Source organism: Pararcticibacter amylolyticus, assembly GCF_003130405.1.
In the GTDB taxonomy this organism is placed as follows: Bacteria; Bacteroidota; Bacteroidia; order Sphingobacteriales; family Sphingobacteriaceae; genus Arcticibacter; species Arcticibacter amylolyticus.
Genome location: NZ_QEAS01000031.1, coordinates 1 through 18,592, shown reverse-complemented (window position 1 = coordinate 18,592; position 18,592 = coordinate 1). Strand labels below are relative to the sequence as shown.

General features: G+C 49.3%; 15 protein-coding genes. All 15 read left to right on the top strand.

The window, feature by feature from the left end:
* Positions 1-457: hypothetical protein (locus tag DDR33_RS26055; protein ID WP_158280848.1), on the top strand; the 457-nt coding region annotated here is incomplete at its 5' end.
* Positions 458-468: 11 nt separating this feature from the next.
* Entirely contained in the window at positions 469-747 is a 279-nt protein-coding gene (locus tag DDR33_RS23550; RefSeq protein WP_109418262.1) for a DUF6364 family protein, read from the top strand.
* 152 nt (positions 748-899) lie between these two features.
* A complete protein-coding gene (locus DDR33_RS23545) occupies positions 900-1,166 on the top strand; it encodes a hypothetical protein (RefSeq protein WP_202913831.1) in 267 nt (88 codons plus the stop codon).
* Between the two features lie 364 nt (positions 1,167-1,530).
* A complete protein-coding gene (locus DDR33_RS23535) occupies positions 1,531-3,066 on the top strand; it encodes a hypothetical protein (RefSeq protein ID WP_109418260.1) in 1,536 nt (511 codons plus the stop codon).
* A 182-nt stretch (positions 3,067-3,248) separates the two neighbouring features.
* Complete coding sequence (locus DDR33_RS23530; RefSeq protein ID WP_109418259.1) at positions 3,249-3,800, top strand: RNA polymerase sigma-70 factor; 552 nt, start codon at positions 3,249-3,251, stop codon at positions 3,798-3,800.
* Positions 3,801-3,872: 72 nt separating this feature from the next.
* Positions 3,873-5,051, top strand: a complete 1,179-nt coding sequence (locus tag DDR33_RS23525) for a FecR family protein (protein ID WP_109418258.1) — start codon at positions 3,873-3,875, stop codon at positions 5,049-5,051.
* A gap of 240 nt (positions 5,052-5,291) precedes the next feature.
* The gene (locus tag DDR33_RS23520; RefSeq protein ID WP_202913830.1) at positions 5,292-8,717 is read left to right on the top strand and encodes a TonB-dependent receptor; all 3,426 of its coding nucleotides are present in this window, start codon (positions 5,292-5,294) and stop codon (positions 8,715-8,717) included.
* Between the two features lie 13 nt (positions 8,718-8,730).
* Positions 8,731-10,686, top strand: coding sequence for a RagB/SusD family nutrient uptake outer membrane protein (locus DDR33_RS23515; RefSeq protein ID WP_109418256.1), 1,956 nt, complete (start codon positions 8,731-8,733; stop codon positions 10,684-10,686).
* A 49-nt stretch (positions 10,687-10,735) separates the two neighbouring features.
* Complete coding sequence (locus DDR33_RS23510; protein WP_109418275.1) at positions 10,736-11,980, top strand: DUF5000 domain-containing lipoprotein; 1,245 nt, start codon at positions 10,736-10,738, stop codon at positions 11,978-11,980.
* An 18-nt stretch (positions 11,981-11,998) separates the two neighbouring features.
* Entirely contained in the window at positions 11,999-12,748 is a 750-nt protein-coding gene (locus DDR33_RS23505; RefSeq protein ID WP_109418255.1) for a DUF4998 domain-containing protein, read from the top strand.
* Between the two features lie 27 nt (positions 12,749-12,775).
* Positions 12,776-14,359 carry a calcineurin-like phosphoesterase C-terminal domain-containing protein gene (locus DDR33_RS23500; protein ID WP_109418254.1) on the top strand — a complete coding sequence of 528 codons (1,584 nt, stop codon included), beginning with the start codon at positions 12,776-12,778 and terminating at the stop codon, positions 14,357-14,359.
* Complete coding sequence (locus DDR33_RS23495; protein ID WP_109418253.1) at positions 14,359-16,095, top strand: SGNH/GDSL hydrolase family protein; 1,737 nt, start codon at positions 14,359-14,361, stop codon at positions 16,093-16,095. Before DDR33_RS23500 ends, DDR33_RS23495 begins: the two co-directional genes overlap by 1 nt.
* Positions 16,092-16,301, top strand: a complete 210-nt coding sequence (locus tag DDR33_RS23490) for a hypothetical protein (RefSeq protein WP_109418252.1) — start codon at positions 16,092-16,094, stop codon at positions 16,299-16,301. The genes DDR33_RS23495 and DDR33_RS23490 overlap by 4 nt, the downstream gene beginning before the upstream one ends.
* A 171-nt stretch (positions 16,302-16,472) precedes the next feature.
* A complete protein-coding gene (locus DDR33_RS23485; RefSeq protein WP_109418251.1) occupies positions 16,473-17,264 on the top strand; it encodes a sigma-70 family RNA polymerase sigma factor in 792 nt (263 codons plus the stop codon).
* A 124-nt stretch (positions 17,265-17,388) separates the two neighbouring features.
* Positions 17,389-18,387: an RpnC/YadD family protein gene (locus tag DDR33_RS23480; protein WP_109418250.1), complete on the top strand. Its 999-nt coding sequence runs from the start codon at positions 17,389-17,391 to the stop codon at positions 18,385-18,387.
* The last annotated feature ends 205 nt before the right edge of the window (positions 18,388-18,592 follow it).

Here is an 18,592-nt window from a genome sequence, read left to right as displayed (position 1 = left end):
TGTTCTGAAGAACATCCGGCAGGAGCGTTCCGGCCATACTGCCGAAAGCAGCCGCAAAGCTTCTCAAAGCTCCGATATCAGCAGCGTCCTTCAGCAGGGGCGAGTGCTGGTATTGCGGGATTCGTCCGATCATCAGTTTATTACCGAGATTATTCCCTCGGGGCTGTTTCATTATTCTCCGGCGGAGGGTTTTACGGGAACAGCGTCCAGCATCAGGATTAGCGGGCGTATGAAAACCAGTTCCTCCCAGCGGGATTCGCTGAAAACTGTGCAGACGTTAAAGATCTCGCTGAAGAGCGACAGTAGCGGACAACAAAAGAGCGGGAGCGCGCAATCTGCTAAAACAAAGCAAGTAGAAAGAAAAGGATGGACGGGTTACTGGTGGGTTGGGCTGGTGGGGATAGTCAGTGTTGCAGGCTGTTTCCTATACAAAAAGACATGTGTATCTTTGTTCTAAATGCACGTGTTATGGCGGCGGCGAGATTAACATTAACCGTTGAAGAGGCAGTAATTAAGAAAGCCAGGTCTTATGCAAAACAAACGGGGAGAAGTTTGTCAGAGCTAATTGAAAAGTATTTAGAGACCCTGACGGAAGATCATCACGAAACGAGGCAGCTTTCTCCCAAGCTGAAGAGATTAGCCGGGGCAGTTAAGTTACCGCCTGATTTTGATGAGAAGAGCGAGCTAGCCTCTTATTTTGAAAGCAAGCATCTATGGAAAAGGTATCCGCGTCATCTGGCTTGCTAAAAGCTATACCGTCCATTTTAAAAACCTGGTTAATAAACAGGAATCATTTAAACATATTCCTTAATTGGCAGGAAATTTGTAAATTTGAAAATAGGTTCATGGTGCATAATAAGGATTAAAAACCTTGCAATCCAAGTTACTGCAATGCCTGAATGAAAAATGTTGCCATTAGGGAAGCTGTTAGTATGGATATTTCATTAAAATATAGAATAGTAGAAAAGATCATTCAAAGCAATGATGAGATTCTGCTTAATGAAATCAAGTCATTGGTTGGCCTGTCGGAGGGAGATTTCTGGGCCGAACTACCTGCGGAAGTAAAACAAGCGGTAAATAAAGCAAAAGCAGAACTTGACCGTGGCGAAGGTATTCCTCATGCTCAGGTTATGGAAGAAATGAAGAACCGTTATCTTAACCGATAAAATGAGTTACTCTGTCATCTGGTCTCCCACAGCTCGGATTACGTATTACCATGTTTTAGAGTATCTGAATGAAAAGTGGACTGTCAAAGAGATAGAAGCTTTTATAAGCCGAACAGAAAAAGTAATAAACTATATTTGTGAGAATCCACTACTTTATCCTTACTCCAAAGAAAGCGATACACATAAATGTGTTGTCGTGTTCTGGGACAACCGCCAGGATCCGGCAAATCTGCTCTATTTGTAAAGGGCCTCATCACGTGGCTAACGCACCGTATAAAAAGAAACCTGGCGCTTTCTAATAAAGTTTAATAAAGTTATTTTAGCGTGAAATTTAACGCTTATTCAACTTTAAACAATCACAATCATGAAATTTAACCTTCGACCGGTGCTCTTGCCGGCCCTTGCCCTTCTTGCGTTTTTTGCAAATGCCCAGACGGAACTAAAAACCATTCCAGACGTCAAGTTCAGGATTAATAACAACCGGTTTACTGGTAAAGCTGAGGCTGCTGTGGTGAATTTTGGAAACGGGACCACTATAGCGCTTACAGGAGATAATAAAGGGGAGAATTATGCTGTTGTTTCCCTTACACCCGACTACCAGTTTAAATGGAAAACCGCCATAAGCGGAGAGCCGTTTTGTATTGCCAGGCTTGGCGATAAAGTGATTGTAGCGGCGGCTACGGATAAGTCCTATTTTAAAAGCTACACGAATCAGTACCTGGCATTCCTGATCGACCCGGCAAGCGGGAAGGTGCTGATGCAGAAGGAAATTTACAACGGAAGTAAGGATTTTATGGAATACCCGCAATTCTATACGTCTGAATCCGGGAAGTTCTTTAAGTTTTCCGTTCGCGTAACGTCTGTTAAACGGAAAGTGCATATTGGATTGCCGGGAATCGGGTCGCTGGTTACGATGAAGAGGCTTGAAGACCAGGCCAGCAACCTGCAGGGCTTTGCACTAATTAGTGTGAATGAAAAGCTCGAAACCAAGAGAGTTGACCCTGTACTGTCCAGGGGGAGGTATTTCAAGTCTGTATCGAATGAGAATGGAGATGTGTTTCTCTTCACGATGAAGGATAAAGCCAGTTTCCAGATCAGCCGGTACGAAGAAGGCGCCAAAGAAGCTGCAAAAACGATCGACCAGTCTCTTGGAGGGGAACTTAAGAATTTGCTGGCAGCAGAAGGCGTAAAAGAAGAGGTGCTTTCCGAATGCGACGGAACGAATCCCTTATCCGTATACTGGGCTATGATGGTCAACGCCGGTAAAGGCACCACCTTGCTGCTATCTAAACTCAACTTTGCGGATGGTACGTCGCGCATCGCGGAACAGCTGTTTACAAACGACAAGCTAAAGGAGTTGAAAAAGCAGTTTAAAGAGATCAATAAAGATGTAGACCAGGTGGATATGGGGTCTTCGGAAAGTGTTGCCCTGCATTCGCTTCGTGTGTTCGGGGACCGCGTTCTGGTAACGACAGGTTCGGAGACGGTACTTGTTGGAGGAAACAGTGCCAACTATAATTACAGTTCGGAGGTGGTCAGCTCATTTGGTAAGGATCTGACACTGAACTATCAGCTAGTTCTGCCTAATAGGTTTTATGTTAAAGGACCTGCAGCGTCTTACGGAAAAGCCGAACTGAACAGGACCGGGGATGTGGTGAGATTCATTGCAAATGCAGACAAGGGGATGGCTTCTTTTAACGGAATTTACGGTGAATTTAATGCAGAGAACGGCCAGATGCTGAAGCTTGCTGTCATTCCAAGAGGTAAAGCAGATAAGGCAGCATTTATTGACGGACGGACCATTATCTGGTCTGATAAAGGATATACCCTGCAATTTTGTGAACTGAACGGCTGGACGGGATCTGAGAAGGAGGTGACGCTGAAGCAGTATGCTTATTAAAGAATTTTGAGTCGCAAGCCGTCCGTTATCCGCGGGCGGCTTGTTGAACAATATATCACCGCAGAAACCGGCTGACGTATTTTAACCATAACTTAATACCTTACTAACATCGTCCCTATACCTTAGGAGCCGAAATCAGGCAACGCACACTTTGCTTGCCGTGATCAAAAAAAGCATATACTATGGCGGGCTCTGAAATTCATGATGACGTGTTAGCTTACAAGGTGTTGTTCGAAAGCCATTATCCCCGGTTATGCGATTTTGCCATGCGCTTTGTTAATGATCCGGATACCGCTGAAGACATCGTTCAGGATGTTTTCGTCGCCTATCTCGAAAGGAGAAGCATGGTCTCCGGGCGGCCTGAATCAATAAAGAGCTTCCTCTATAATTCAGTGAAAAACGCCTGCCTGAATGCGATCAGGGATAGTAAAGTTGCCGGAAAGTACGAGGCGAATCACGGCCTTCCCTCTATAGAAGAAAAGCATGCGCTGAATATGATGGTACACTCGGAGGTCATCGGAGAAATCCATCAGGCGCTGAGCCGGCTCCCCGATGGCTGCTCTATGGTGATCAGGCTTGGCTTTTTTGAAGGGCTCAACAATCCTCAGATCGCTCAGAAACTTCGCATCAGCGTAAATACGGTTAAAAGCCAGAAACAGCGCGCATTGTCTTTGCTGAGAGACCACCTTAGTCCCCAGGCTCTCGTATTGCTGCTCCCCCTTTTGTTTTTTTAAAAAAATTCCTTCTCCATTCCACCCACTTTGCGCCTTTCCGTTTCTTAGGATTAAAGCGAAAATTACAGGTAGATGAACGAACAGGAAGCGTTTGATTTTTCCGGTTTATTGCTGAAGTATCTCAGGATGGAACTGAGCTCTGAAGAAGAGCGTGAATTTCTGAAATCGGTAGAGGCCGATCCGGAAAAGCAGGAATTGCTGGATTACTATAAATATACAACAGTTCCGAAAAGCCGGCTGAGGTATATGGAAAGCCTGGATACGCAGGATGCCTGGGAGAAAGTCTCGGCCAGGGCTTTTCCTGTGCAGGATGATGTAAAACACCCCCGAAACTGGCGATGGCTGCGCTATGTGGCTATACTCGCCATCGCTACTGCTGCATCTGTTCTCTGGTACGGGACCAGCCGTGACCGTGGTGTCATAAATGAGAATTCCTACGGTTTTAAGAACGATGTATTGCCGGGAGGGAACAAAGCTGCCCTGGAGCTTCCCGGCGGTGAGACAATTTCGCTGGATGATACTGAACAAGCTTCAGGTACAGACGGACAGACGTTGTTTCATTCAAATAAAGGCGAAATACGGTTCAGCGGTCTGGCAGCGCGTTCTTCCTCTTCCTTTACGGTCATCAGAGTCCCCGGTTCAGGGCAATATAAAGTGGTGCTGCCCGATGGTACGAAGGTTTGGGTAAATTCATTGTCTGCACTCAAGTTTCCTGCTCAGTTCGGAAAGAAAGAACGACGCGTTTTTCTTGAAGGCGAGGCCTTTTTCGATGTCGCAAAAGATGCTAAGCGGCCTTTTTATGTAGAAGCCGGGACAGAAACAGTTAAAGTGCTCGGCACCAGGTTCAATGTCTCCGCCTATTCCGGGGAAACCAGGACCACGCTGGTCGACGGATCGGTAAAGGTTTCCGGATCCCTTACAGAAGAAATGCTCGAACCTGGCGAACAGGCCGTTTGCAAGTCCTCGGGGATCTCGGTTCTTCCTGTAAATACCGGGAAAATATCTGCCTGGAAGAACGGATATTTCATGTTCGACCAGGACAATATAGAAACCATCATGGACCAGCTTTCACGCTGGTACCAGGTAAAGGTACATTATAACGGAAAAATGCTCCCTGAACTTTACAGCGGCAGTATGCCCAGAAATTCTACCCTGGGCGCTGTATTGCAAATGTTGTCTGACGTAAGCAGCCTGCAATTTGAGATCAACGGCAGGGATATAACGGTAATAAATGGTAAACAGGAGAAATAAATCAGCAAAATTTATGGGATAGAACGAAGACACACGCACAGAAGCCCTTTAAAACCGGAAGTGCACCACCACCTCCGGCTTATAAGAAGGGTAAAACCACAGAATCGTAACAATTCAAATTAGTTAACCCTCATTCGTGACTAAAGTATGAAATATTTGATACAAGTCAAAAACCTGGGACAGGCAGGTTTTAGACTTGCTTTGACCAGCACAATTAAATGGCCCTTAATAATAAGGATAATGAAACTGGTTTTGGTTTTAACTACGGTACTGACCCTGGGCGTGAGCGCCGCAGGCAGGGCCCAATTAATTACTCTTTCCGTAAAGCAAGCCAGCATCAGAGAGGTCTTCAACGAGCTTGAGCGGCAAACCAGCTACCGCTTTCTCTATAATGAAAAAATTATGGAGCAGATCGCTCCCGTTTCATTGCAGGTGAAGAACGCGGACCTTGATGGTGTGCTCGATGAACTTTTCAAAGATAAAGGCATCGAATACCACAAACGTACGGGTACCATAACGATCCGGTCGACAAGGCCTGTTACTGCTTATACCAAAGTGACAACGCTGCAGGACCGCACGGTTGTTGGTACAGTCGCCGATTCTATAGGGCCTCTTCCCGGTGTTTCGGTTATGGTAAAAGGAAAATCGTCTGTCGGCACCACCACCGACCTCAATGGAAAGTACGTCCTTGAACTGCCGCCGGGCGATGTCACGCTGATGTTCAGTATGGTGGGATTCAAAACGGTAGAAGCACCTGTGAATGGCCGGAAAGTGATTGATATTAAGATGGTGGTCAACCGCAGCGACCTGGAGGAAGTGGTGGTGGTAGGCTACGGCACGCAAAAGAAAGAGTCGGTTATCGGTTCCATTACCACGATCAACCCATCGGAGCTCAAGGTGCCTTCCAGTAACCTGACCACCGCGCTTGCTGGAAGAGTTGCCGGTATTATCGCGTATCAGCGGAGCGGGGAACCCGGAGCCGACGATGCACAGTTCTTTATACGGGGTGCCACAACGTTTGGATACCGCCAGTCGCCTCTTATCCTGATCGACGGTATTGAATACACCACTACCGACCTGGCCCGGCTGCAGCCCGACGATATTAAAGAATTTTCCATATTGAAAGATGCCACCGCCAGCGCGGTATACGGTGCAAGGGGGGCCAACGGTGTGATCCTGGTGACCACGAAAGGAGGGAAGGAAGGGACTCCCAAAATTAATTTCAGGGGCGAAAATTCTATTTCTTCCTCTACCCGCGACGTCGGACTGGCCGATCCTGTTACGTATATGAGGCTGCATACCGAGGCTGTTTTAACCAGGGATCCCCTGGGTAAGATCACCTACCTTCCGGCACAGATCGATAATACGATCGCCGGTACCAACCCCGTAGCCTTTCCGGTAGTCGACTGGCAGTCGGCCCTGTTCAAGAATAACAGCATGAACCAGAGGTATAATTTTAACCTGAGCGGGGGAGGGCAGGCCGCAACGTATTACGTATCCGGTACTTATAACAACGACAACGGGATGCTGAATGTCGACAAGCGGAATAACTTCAATTCGAATATTAAGCTCAATACGTATAACCTCCGTGCGAACGTCGATATTAATATATCGAAATCTACTAAAGTAGGCGTAAGGTTAAATGGTAACTTCGATGATTACGGCGGTCCGATCTCCAGCGGACAGGATATTTATAAAATGGTGATGCGCACCCCTCAGGCGCGGTTCCTGCCATATTATCCCCTGCTTCCCGGAGAAAAAGACCTCAATCATATTAAATTCGGCAACACGGAAGCAGGAACGGCTGTTAACCCCTATGCCGAAATGGTAAAAGGGTATAAGGACTATAGCCGCTCTCTGATGGTCGCTCAGCTGGAACTTAATCAGAACCTCCATTTTATTACCGAGGGCTTAACGTTCAACGGGATGATGAATACCAACCGCCGCGCCTTTGCCTCTACCACCAGGCAGTATAATCCCTTCTATTACTGGCTCAGTTACTATGATAAGCTGACAGATGCGTATCAGCTCACCGTATTGAACGACGATCCGGCTTCATCCACCAAAGGAACAGATTACCTCGATTTCAAACCTGCTGAAAAGACCGTCACCGCGTCGTTTCATCTGCAGACTGCACTGAACTATAATCACTCATTCGCTGATAAGCACAATGTTTCTGCCATGACGATCCTGGTGATGCGTTCGGAGACGGAAAGTAATGCAGCCACGTTGCAGCAGTCGCTGCCTTCCAGGAACCTGGGGCTCTCCGGGCGCGCCACTTATAATTACGACAGCCGCTACTTCTTTGAATTTAACTTCGGTTATAATGGATCGGAGCGTTTCTCGGAGAAGAACCGGTACGGCTTCTTCCCGTCGGCAGGTGTTGCATGGGCCATTTCCAACGAGAGCTTCTTTAAGCCGCTCCTGCCAGCCATCAGCAAACTGAGGGTCAGGGCCAATCTCGGCCTGGTGGGTAACGATGCCATTGGCAGCGCCAGCGATCGCTTCTTTTATCTTTCGGAAGTGCAGATGAACGAGAAGGGATATGGATACTACTTCGGAAACAGCGCAGGTACCGGAGGCCCGGGTTATAGTATCAGCCGTTACGCGAATCCCGACATTACCTGGGAAACTTCCAGAAATACCACTCTGGGACTGGAGCTGGGTCTCGCCGGGAAGTTCAATATGATTGCGGAGTACTACACGGACCACCGGTATAATATTTTAATGGACCGCAGATCCATCCCGTCGACCATGGGCCTGCAGGTTACGCCAAAGGCCAACGTGGGTAAAGCCCGGTCCCGTTCAACTGACATCCAGCTGGATTATTCCAATAATTTCGGCAAAGATCTTTATCTCTCCCTGCGCGGTAATTTCACTTACTCAAAGAATAAGTACGAAGCCTATGAGGAGCCCGCTTACGCGGAACCCTGGCTCTACCGCCAGGGCCATCCAATCTCACAGAGGTGGGGCTACATTGCTGAGCGCCTTTTTGTAGACGACGAGGAAGTGAACAGCTCTCCCGTACAGAACTTCGGCACCTTCGTCACCCGCGGTGGAGACATCAAGTACAGGGATGTAAACCGGGACGGTCTGATCAATTCGCTCGACCAGGTCGCTATAGGTTACCCTACCATTCCCGAGATCGTTTATGGCTTTGGTTTTTCCACCAGGTATAAGTCGGTCGACTTCTCCGCGTTCATGCAGGGCTCGGCAAGGTCATCTTTCTGGATAGATGTGAACGCCACATCCCCTTTTGTTAATTACAGGTCTGATCAGGAGGTGAGAGATGGCTTTCTGGCGGGTAAGACCCTCGAGAACCAGCTGCTGAAAGTCTATGCAGACAGTCACTGGTCTGAAGAGAACCGCGATTTATATGCGGTATGGCCCCGCCTCTCTGCAACCTATAACAGCAACAGCAATCAGCCCAGCACCTGGTTTATGCGCAGCGGTGCGTTCCTGAGGCTGAAGAGCGTCGAACTTGGCTATACATTTCCAAAGACACTCATACGGCGCATTGGAGCCGACAGGTTCAGGGTCTATGGTTCTGCAACCAATTTGCTCACCCTCAGCGGCTTTAAATACTGGGATGTGGAAATGGCCGGGAACGGCCTTGGTTATCCCATTCAGCGCGTATTCAATTTAGGGGTACAGTTAGATTTCTAAATATCATTTTTCAATGAAAGCTATTCGAATAATTGTTATGGTGCTGATCACGATAACATTCAGCGCATGTCAGAAATATCTCGACGTCATTCCGGATAACGTGGCGACGATCGACTATGCCTTCCATCTGAGATCCTCGGCCCTGCGGTATCTGTATACCTGTTATTCCTACCTTCCCGAAGACGGGCATCCCAACACGAATTCCGGATTCAATGCCGCCGACGAGGTCTGGTATATGAATCCTGCAGGCGGGTTTTCTGAGACCATATGGAATGAAGCCAAAGGGCTGCAGAACGTACAGAATCCCCTGGCAGACTATTGGACAGGGGCGAACGCCGGCAAGCCCTATTTTCAGGCGATACGCGACTGCAACACGTTCCTTGAGAATGTGGATAAAGTGGTCGACCTGGATGAGTATGAAAAACAGCGGTGGACTGCCGAGGTCAAGTTCTTAAAAGCATACTATAATTTCTTCCTGGTCAGGATGTACGGGCCGATTCCGCTCATTAAAACCAATATGCCGCTCGAGGCGTCTGCAGGCGATGTTAAAGTCTACCGGGAGCCGCTCGACACCTGCTTTAATTATATTACAGAGCTGCTTGATGAGGCTATAGCCAACGATGCGCTGCCTGATAATATTAACGGCCTCGAAAACACCGAACAGGGACGTATTACCAGGGCCATTGCACTGGCAGTGAAGGCCAGGGTGCTCGTTACCGCAGCCAGCCCGCTGTTTAACGGCGGCAGTCCCGGCTTCTTTACACTAAAGGATAATCGTGGCCGGGAACTTTTTAACACGGCTCCCGACCCCGGGAAGTGGCAAAAGGCGGCCGGCGCCTGCCGCGAGGCGATCGAATTTTGTGAGGCGCAGGGCTACGGACTGCATAAGTTCCGGGGCGCCGCCTCTTACAGAATAAACGACACCATTAAAACTCAGCTCGATATCCGTACCGCTTTTACCGAGCGCGACGACAACCAGGAAGTGATCTGGGCGAATACCAACAGTCGTCCTTTGGATATCCAGCGGTATTCAATGCCGCAGATCCTGGCCGGTGACCGCGGGGGAGACGGCGTGACGCCGAAAGGCTCTGTGGCGCCCACCCTGAAGATGGTACGGCAATTTTATACAGATAAAGGCCTCCCTATCGTTTACGACAAGGATTGGTCAGGGAAGGCTGACGACGAATTGTTAACCGCCGGGGTAAACGACCGCTATTACGTGAAGAAAGGGCAGGTGACCGTAAGATTGCATTTCAACCGCGAACCACGTTTTTATGCTGCTGTAGGTTTCGACAGGGGCATCTGGTTCGGCAATGCCACTAACAATTATGATGTAAACCTTGAAAGCGGCACGAACAGTGCGCTTTTGTATATCCAGGGCAGATCGGGAGAACTTTCCGCAGCATTCGGGGTAAGCGGTTATACCGTCACCGGTTACCAGTTAAAGAAATTGGTGGATATCCGTACACTCCAGATACCGCAAATGCCTGCCGCCAATATCTACGCCTATAACTGGCCGGAAATGCGCATGTCAGAACTGTATTTACTATATGCCGAAGCCTTAAATGAAGCCGGCGGTTACAGCACTTCAGTTACCCAATGGGTGAATAAGGTAAGGGAACGGGCCGGAATTCCGGGAGTGGAAGATGCCTGGGATCATTATTCCACTCAACCCGGGTTTTATCTCGACAAAGCGAATATGCGGGAGATCATACACCAGGAAAGGACGAATGAACTCGCGTTCGAAGGGCAGCGTTACTGGGATTTGAAAAGATGGATGAAGGCGCACGTAAGCGGTAACCTGAATGCTCCCGTCTACGGCTGGGACATTAATCAGAAAGACCCGCAGACGTTTTACCGGCCGGTCCTGCTCTTTACCCAGCGCTTTGCTATGCGCGATTACTTTGCTCCCATTAAATTATCTGAAATGCAGATCAATTCAAACCTGGTGCAGAATCCCGGATGGTGATCGCCCCCGGCGTTAAATTGTTGACTGAATGTTTAATACAATGCTTATTATGAAAAGAACGTATTTTCTGCTGTTGCTGCTGGTGCTGAACCTCGCAGTTCAATCCTGCTCAGACGATCAGTTCAGTTCCCTTACGAAAGGCGGGGGAGCGCCCGGCCCGGTGCGTGATGTTCGTGTTGAGAACCTCCCCGGTGCTGTAAAACTGTCGTATGTATTGCCGGCAGATGAGAACCTGCTTTATGTGAAGGCGGTTTACAGGTTAAAAAGCGGTGAGGTGGAGTCGAAGGCCTCCTATCTTACCGATAATATTACGCTGGAAGGTTTCGGCGACGAGAGTGAGCGCGAGGTGACCCTTTACGCAGTGAGCCGCTCGGAAAAGGAGTCGGCGCCTGTCACAGTCACCATCAAGCCGCTTACTGCGCCCGTCTTCACGGTCTACCAGTCCCTCACTGCACAGGAGACATTCGGCGGTATTGTCGTTAATTTTGAAAATACCTCCGCTGACACGAAAAGAGTCAACTCCAATATGGTGATCGGCGTGCTTACCTGGGATGACAGTCTTGGCGAATGGAAGCAAATAGATACACACTACAGCGGCCTCGCCAAAGATCAGTTTGCTGTCAGGGGACTCGAGTCCAGGCCTTACAAATTTGGCATATTCATCAGGGACCGCTGGGATAATCACAGCGATACCCTCAAGACCACCCTTAAGCCCGTTTATGAGGAAGAAATCAGTAAAGCGCGCTGGCGCGATGTCCGGGGCCTTTACCCCGTTCCGCAGACAGGCGTGCTGCCGGTTTCCGGTAACCACATGGTAGAGGCGGTTGATTATTCTACCGCTTATCCCATTAAGAACCTGTGGGACGGCAATGTGAGTAACTTCTTTCATACCAAAACCTCCTTCGAGCTGCCGGTATGGATTCCTTTTGACCTCGGCGAGCCGGTTAAGTTAAGCCGCTACAAAATCTGGCAGCGTCCTGTTTCAGGGATCTATTTTTCCCACGGAAACCCGCATGAGTGGGAGATCTGGGGCACCAATACGCCTCAGGACCCGGCGAGCTGGGTACAGCTCGCGCACGAAATTATGGTTAAGCCTTCAGGCCTGCCGGTCGGGCAAAACTCAGCCGACGACCGCACCGTAGCTGCCGCAGGAATGGAGTACGACTTCCGGCCGGACGCTCCTCCCGTACGTTACCTTGCCTGGAAGCATATCGACAACTGGGCCTCCATCCAGGGCGAGTACGGCTTTTTGCATATGAATGAACTGTCGCTGTGGGGGCAGCTGGGACAATAACCGGTTATTATTTAATCAATGATGAAAAAGACTAAGATTACCCTGTTCGTTCAGCTAGCTTTCGCCCTGCTGCTCATTTGCCAGGGATGCGATAAGATGGAAGACTCTTACAAACAGTACCTGGAAGGCGGAGAACTCATTTATCCCGGTAAAGCCGACAGTCTGAAGGCCTTTCCCGGAAAGAACCGCGTTAAGCTTCGCTGGCTGATCGTTTCCGACCCTAAAGTGGTCGGAGCAAAGGTTTACTGGAACAATAAATCCGATTCGGTGAACGTGCCCATCCGTAAAACCAGCTCCACAGATACCATTTCGGTGATCATTCCGGGTATGGAAGAGGGTCTGTATACGTTCGATGTGTATACCTACGATGCAGCAGGCCACCGCTCTGTCGGCTCACAGGTTATCGGCGAAGCCTACGGCGCCTCGTTTCAGAATACGCTCGCCAACCGGCTTGTCAAATCGGTACAGTGGCTTAATCTGGCGCAGACGGGCACCACTCCGGCATTCAGAGGAGGAGAAATCACCTGGTACTCCGCCAGCGTCCTCGCTGTGTTTATCGACATCGGATATACCCGCGAAGACGGCAGTGCCGCCTCTGTCCGCGAAGAGCCTGTACGGGTGCCCGGCAGACCGGTTTCGTTCCGCGAAACGACACGGCTCCCCGGCTGGAATAAAGACCTCTCATTCAGGTACCGTACGGCTTTTAAGCCGGATTCAGCAGCTATCGATACGTTTTATACGGATTACACCGTGTACAATCCCCATTAAAAATGATAGTTTAAAAACTACGAAATAATGAACAGAAACTTTTTAATACGAATCAGTTTTGTCCTGTTTTTTCCCCTTTCCCTGCTGGCGCAGGGAAAGGTAACAGGATTTGTATATAAAGACAATGACGGCAATGGCCTCAGGTCGAAAAACGAACCCGGTATAGCCGGCGTACCCGTAAGTAATGGAAAAGATGTGGCCGTTACCGATAAAAAGGGCCGTTACGAACTGCCCATAGACGATGATGATATCATCTTCGTGATCAAACCATCAGGTTATCGTGTCCCGCTGAACGAGCTGAACCTGCCGCGGTATTATTATATTCACAAGCCTAAAGGATCTCCCGCTCTTGAATTTAAAGGAGTCGCTCCTACAGGCCCGCTGCCCGCTTCAGTAGATTTTGCGCTGATCCCCCAAAAGGAACCCGATAACTTTAAGGCGCTGGTGTTCGGCGATCCGCAGGTTAAAGACGAGACCGAGCTGGCCCATTACGAAAATGATATCGTTTCGGAGGTGAAGGGCATTAAGAACGTAGCCTTCGGACTTACCATGGGCGATATGGTGCAGGAAGACCTCCGGCAACATCAGGACTATGCAGCCATTACGGCGAAGGTGGGTATTCCCTGGTACAACGTCTGCGGCAACCACGATCTGAACCAGGATTGCGGAGTCGATTCGCTTAATCACGAGACATTTCAGGCCACTTTCGGGCCAGCTGATTATTCTTTCAATTACGGGAAAACGCATGTTATCGTTCTGAACGACAACCTTTACCCTGACCCCAGGGGTAATAAACGCGGCTTGTGGGCAGGGTTCAGGCCGTCGCAACTCGAGTTCCTGAAAAATGACCTGCGTCTTGTCGATACGGGCAAACTGGTGGTGCTCGCTTTCCATTGCCCGCTTAATATCGTGAATGAGAACAGTTTCAGGGAACCTGATCGGCGTAAGTTCTTTAAGATCCTGGAAAAATACCCTCATGTGTTCTCTATAGCCGCTCATTCCCATCAGCTTAACCAGAATTTCTTCACGAAAGAAGACGGCTGGAACGGCGTGCAGCCCTACCATGAGCTCGATGCCGGCGCTACCTGCGGTAACTGGTACTCGGGAAAAGTGAACGAAAAGGGCTTCCTTGAAGGAATGATGAGCAATGGCGTGCCCAGGGGATACATCTTTCTGAATGTCACGGGAAACAAGTATACCACGGATTATAAAGTAGCCGGCAAACCTGCGGACTACCAGATCCGCCTTTATCACCGGAAGGTGCTCACTCCCATCTGGTGGGACGGCCGAGGCTCTGTTTATGCTAATTTCTTTATGGGGCATAAGGAGAGCAAACTGGAATGCCGGATAGATAACGGCGAATGGAAACGCATGCGCTACCGCGAAGATGCTGACCCGTATTACGTGTCTCAGCTGTTCAAGTGGGATGAAAGTGATACGTTGTTTGAGGGAAGACGGCCCACGGAGCCTGCCGACTGCAGGCACTTATGGACGGCACCCCTGCCCTGTGACCTTGGCCTGGGCGTCCACCAGATAGAAGTCAGGGCTACCGATCTCTTCGGCAGGATATTCACGGAAAAAAGCTCATACCGGATAGAAGACCCCAAATAATGAAAAAGACCATTCTTGCAGCATTACTTCTCTGCCAGACGCTCGTATCCCTGGCCCAGGACCTCTCATGGCATACCCCGTCTTTCGTGAACGGGGTTTGTCAAAGGGATAGCGCGGGTATCTACCACCGGCTTCCCGCTGCTCTGAAGGATGAAGTCCGGCCAATCGTCTGGAACCTGTCGCTGAACACCGCCGGTGAGTATATCCACTTCCGGTCTTCTGCGCGCTCTTTTATTATAAAGTACGGACTTTCCGGAAAAAGCCTGGCCATGCCGCACATGCCCTCAACCGGGGTGAGCGGGCTCGACCTGTACGCTGTGGATAAGAACGGCGCCTGGAACTGGGCGCCGCCGGGTTACCGCTTCGGCGATACCTGCGTGTATTCTTACCGCGATATTTATGTGGCCTCCGGCCAGATGGCCGATTTCTATCTCTATCTCCCCCTGTATAACGCGGTCAAATGGCTTTCAATAGGAGTAACGCAAAATGAACAGCTTGAATTCATTGACGAACGAAAAGAGAAGCCGGTTGTCGCCTACGGTACCTCCATTATGGAAGGAGCAGTGGCTTCGCGTCCGGGCTTTGCCTGGACCAATATCCTCCACCGCAATCTTGGCCGGGAGATCATTAATCTCGGCTTCTCCGGCAACGGCAAATTCGAAAAGCCCATATTTGACCTGATGGCGAAGGTTGACGCTGCGGTATACATCTTCGATTGTATGCCCAACCTCACCAGGGAAGCGGTTTCGGCACCAGACGAGGTCGAAAACAGGATCCGTTATGGTCTTACTAAACTTCGCAGCGCTCATCCCGGGGTTCCCGTTCTCCTCGCTGAGTATCCCGACGGCGACATTCCTTTTTATACCGATACCGCCCTGCTGAATAACCGGCACAATGCCAGCATGCTCATTGCCTCCGTTTACAGGAAGCTGCAGGCTGAAGGAATAAGCAATCTGTACCTGCTGACGGAGAAGGAGATCGGCTTCGACATCAACTGCCTTACCGAAACGACGCACCCCAACGACATCGGCATGATGAAGTACGCAGTGGCTTATGAACGAAAACTCAGGGAAATATTGCATGAGCCGGCCGGAGCTTATCCGACCCAAAGACCTGTTGAACAATACCGCGACGGATTCGACTGGAACAAAAGACATGAGCAGATCATCCGCAATATCATAAAAACGAATCCCCGGGTGATGCTTTTTGGAAATTCCATTATCCATTACTGGGGTGGAGAGCCTGCTTCAGAGACGACGGCAGCCAGGGGCGCGGCTTCCTGGCGGAGATATATGGCTCCTTTAGGGATCCAGAATGCAGGCTTTGGAAACGACCGGATCGAAAACGTCCTCTGGCGGGTGTATCACGACGAACTGGACCGCTTTGAAGGGGATAAGATCGTCATTAACATTGGGACGAATAATCTTGCCGTAAATACCGATGAAGAAATCGTCGAAGGCCTGGCCTTCCTGGCACAGCAGGTCAAAAACCGTAAACCGGCCGCGCGGATATATATAGGAGCGATCCTGCCGCGGAAAAACAAACTGGAACGGCTGGCGGGTTTAAACCGCTTGATACAAAAAATGGCGGAGGCTAAGGGCTACAGTTTTTTTGATTTTACAGAAAAGTTCATGACCGGTGAAGATCTGAATTTCGCCCTGTTTATGCCTGACGGACTGCATCCGAATGAGAAGGGATATGATGTGTTAGGCCGATGCTTTAAGAATCTTCATTGACACTGGAAGGCCTGAAAATAGGCCACCGGCAGGGTATTGAGAAAGGTATTGAAGAAGGGATAGAGAAAGGTGCGAGTGGTAAGAGTTATGAAGTTGTGCGGAATATGCTGTTGTCGGATCGTTTTACAGTCGCAGAGATCTGCTCATTTACCAATGTAACAGAGGACTTTGTTTATAAAGTACAAGCTGATTTGAACAGGAACTAAACCCTCTACCCCCTTCCTCGTCTAAACCTCCGTATCTCTTCAGTTCCGGGGACTAATTAGTTTCAGGTAACAATCACGTCATGTTTGCATAGCCAGCCTCCCTTTAAAACCTTCCCCTCCCGGTATCAAAAGTGGGTGTGACCTTATTGCTGAGGGCGGTAGATTTGAGTTATGTACTACCCGCAATCTTATTTAACAAAACTGCGGGAGGGGAAAGAAGAAGGGCTTGAATATTACTACTCCAGGTATTTCCGCCTCCTGCATGACAGAGTGTTCAGAATTACAAAGAATGACCTTGCGGCTTCCACGGTGGCACAGGAAGCGTTCCTGAGGCTGTGGATCTTCCGGCAGCGCATCGGGGAGGAAGAGCAGGTGTGGGCGTTCCTGTGGCAGCAGGCGCAGGAGAGGTACCGGGCGTGGTTCAGGCGGCATGATATGCGATTCTTTAAGAGCCTGGTGCAGCTGGATGCCATTGATGGATATCAGGATTTTCTGGCAGGTTACAGCGAAGAGGAGGACGAGCCGGAGTACGCACTGTTTGAAGAAGATGCACTCAGTGCCGAAGAGCAGGCGCAATGGCAGCAGATCCAGGATTATATTCCGAGCATGGATAGTGAACAGCAGTATTTCCTGCAGCTGTGTCTTCGTTATTCTTTTCATTATGAACAGATCGCCTCGCGCCTCGGGGGAATTTCCAGCTATACGGTAGGCCGCCGGGTGGAGACCTTGCTGGAACACCTAAAGAAGGCCGTGACGGGAGGCATGCAGCTCGATGCCTGCCAGGGCCGCCGGCAGCTTAAATACGAGGGCGAGCTGAATGAAGAGCAGGCTGAGGTGCTCCGGATGCGGTTCGACCTTCAGCACAGCTTTGAGGAAATTGCGGCGGCGCTGAAGCTTCCTCAGGGTTACATCCAGAAGGTATATGTGCAGGCCAGGCTGCAATTGAAGAAGGGGGGAGGGTAAATGAGCGGAAGAGAGCCGCAGTTCCCCAACCAGGTCTTCCAAAATGGGAGATCCGTTGCAAAAGATGACCATGGTCATTTTTAAAGATCATAAAGCTTTATAGCTTTGACTTTCACCAGTAGCCATGTCTCCAAAAAGAAAGAAAAGACCTGTCGACGATCCCCTCTGGAAGTCGGTACTCGAACAAACCTTTCCTCACTTCCTTACGTTCTTTTTCCCTGAAGCAGAAAAGATCTTTGATTTCAGGAAGAAGTTTGTGTACCTGGATAAGGAGCTACAAACCATGTTTCCGCCCAGGCGCCACAATAAAGGAGTTCGCTATGTAGATAAACTGGTGCAGGTATCGCTGAAAGGGGGCGGGGAGAAATACGTGTTGGTTCACGTGGAAGCCCAGTCTGGCAAAAGCAAGGAAGGTCTGGAGACTCGTATGTTCGAGTACTATGTGAAGATCCAGATGAAACACAAACTTCCCGTTACGGCTATCGTGATACTGGCAGATCAGGATAAAGAATACCGGCCAAGGTTTTATAAGCAGGAATTTCTGGGGACTAAGTTATTGTATGAATTCAATAGCTATAAAATACTTGATCAGGAAGAGTCTGATCTTAAGGAGAATCCCAATCCCTTTGCGGTGGTAGTGCTGACTGCTTTTCTGTCGCTCAAACATGAAAGTTCAGGAGATGAAGAACTGCTCGGACTCAAACATGAGCTGTATGAACAGATGATGAAACGAAGTATGAAAAAGAGCGAGCGCGAAGGTATTTACGACTTTCTCGCCTACTACGTTGAATTTGAAAAACCGGAAATGATACGTAAATTTGAAGAACAGATAAAAGCCAAACAAGGAAGGAGTACCACTGTGGGAACCAGAGAATATTTAATTGATAAAGCCAAACAGGAAGGCCTGAAGATAGGCCACCGGCAGGGCGTTGAGAAAGGTATTGAAGAAGGTATCGAGAAAGGGATAGAAAAAGGTATTGAGAAAGGTGCGAGTGGTAAGAGTTATGAAGTGGTGCGGAATATGCTGTTGTCGGATCGTTTTACAGTCGCAGAGATCTGCTCATTTACCAATGTAACAGAGGACTTTGTTTATAAAGTACAAGTTGATTTGAACAGGAACTAAACCCTCTACCCCCTTCCTCGTTTAAACCTCCGTATCTCTTCAGTTCCGGGGACTAAATAGTTTCAGGTAACAATCACGTCATGTTTGCATAGTCAGCCTCCCTCCAAATCCTTCCCCTCCCGGTAATCAAAAGTAGGTGTGACCTTATTGCTGCGGCAGGTAGATTTGAGCTATGAGCAGGAAACGCGATACTGTTGTGGTGGTG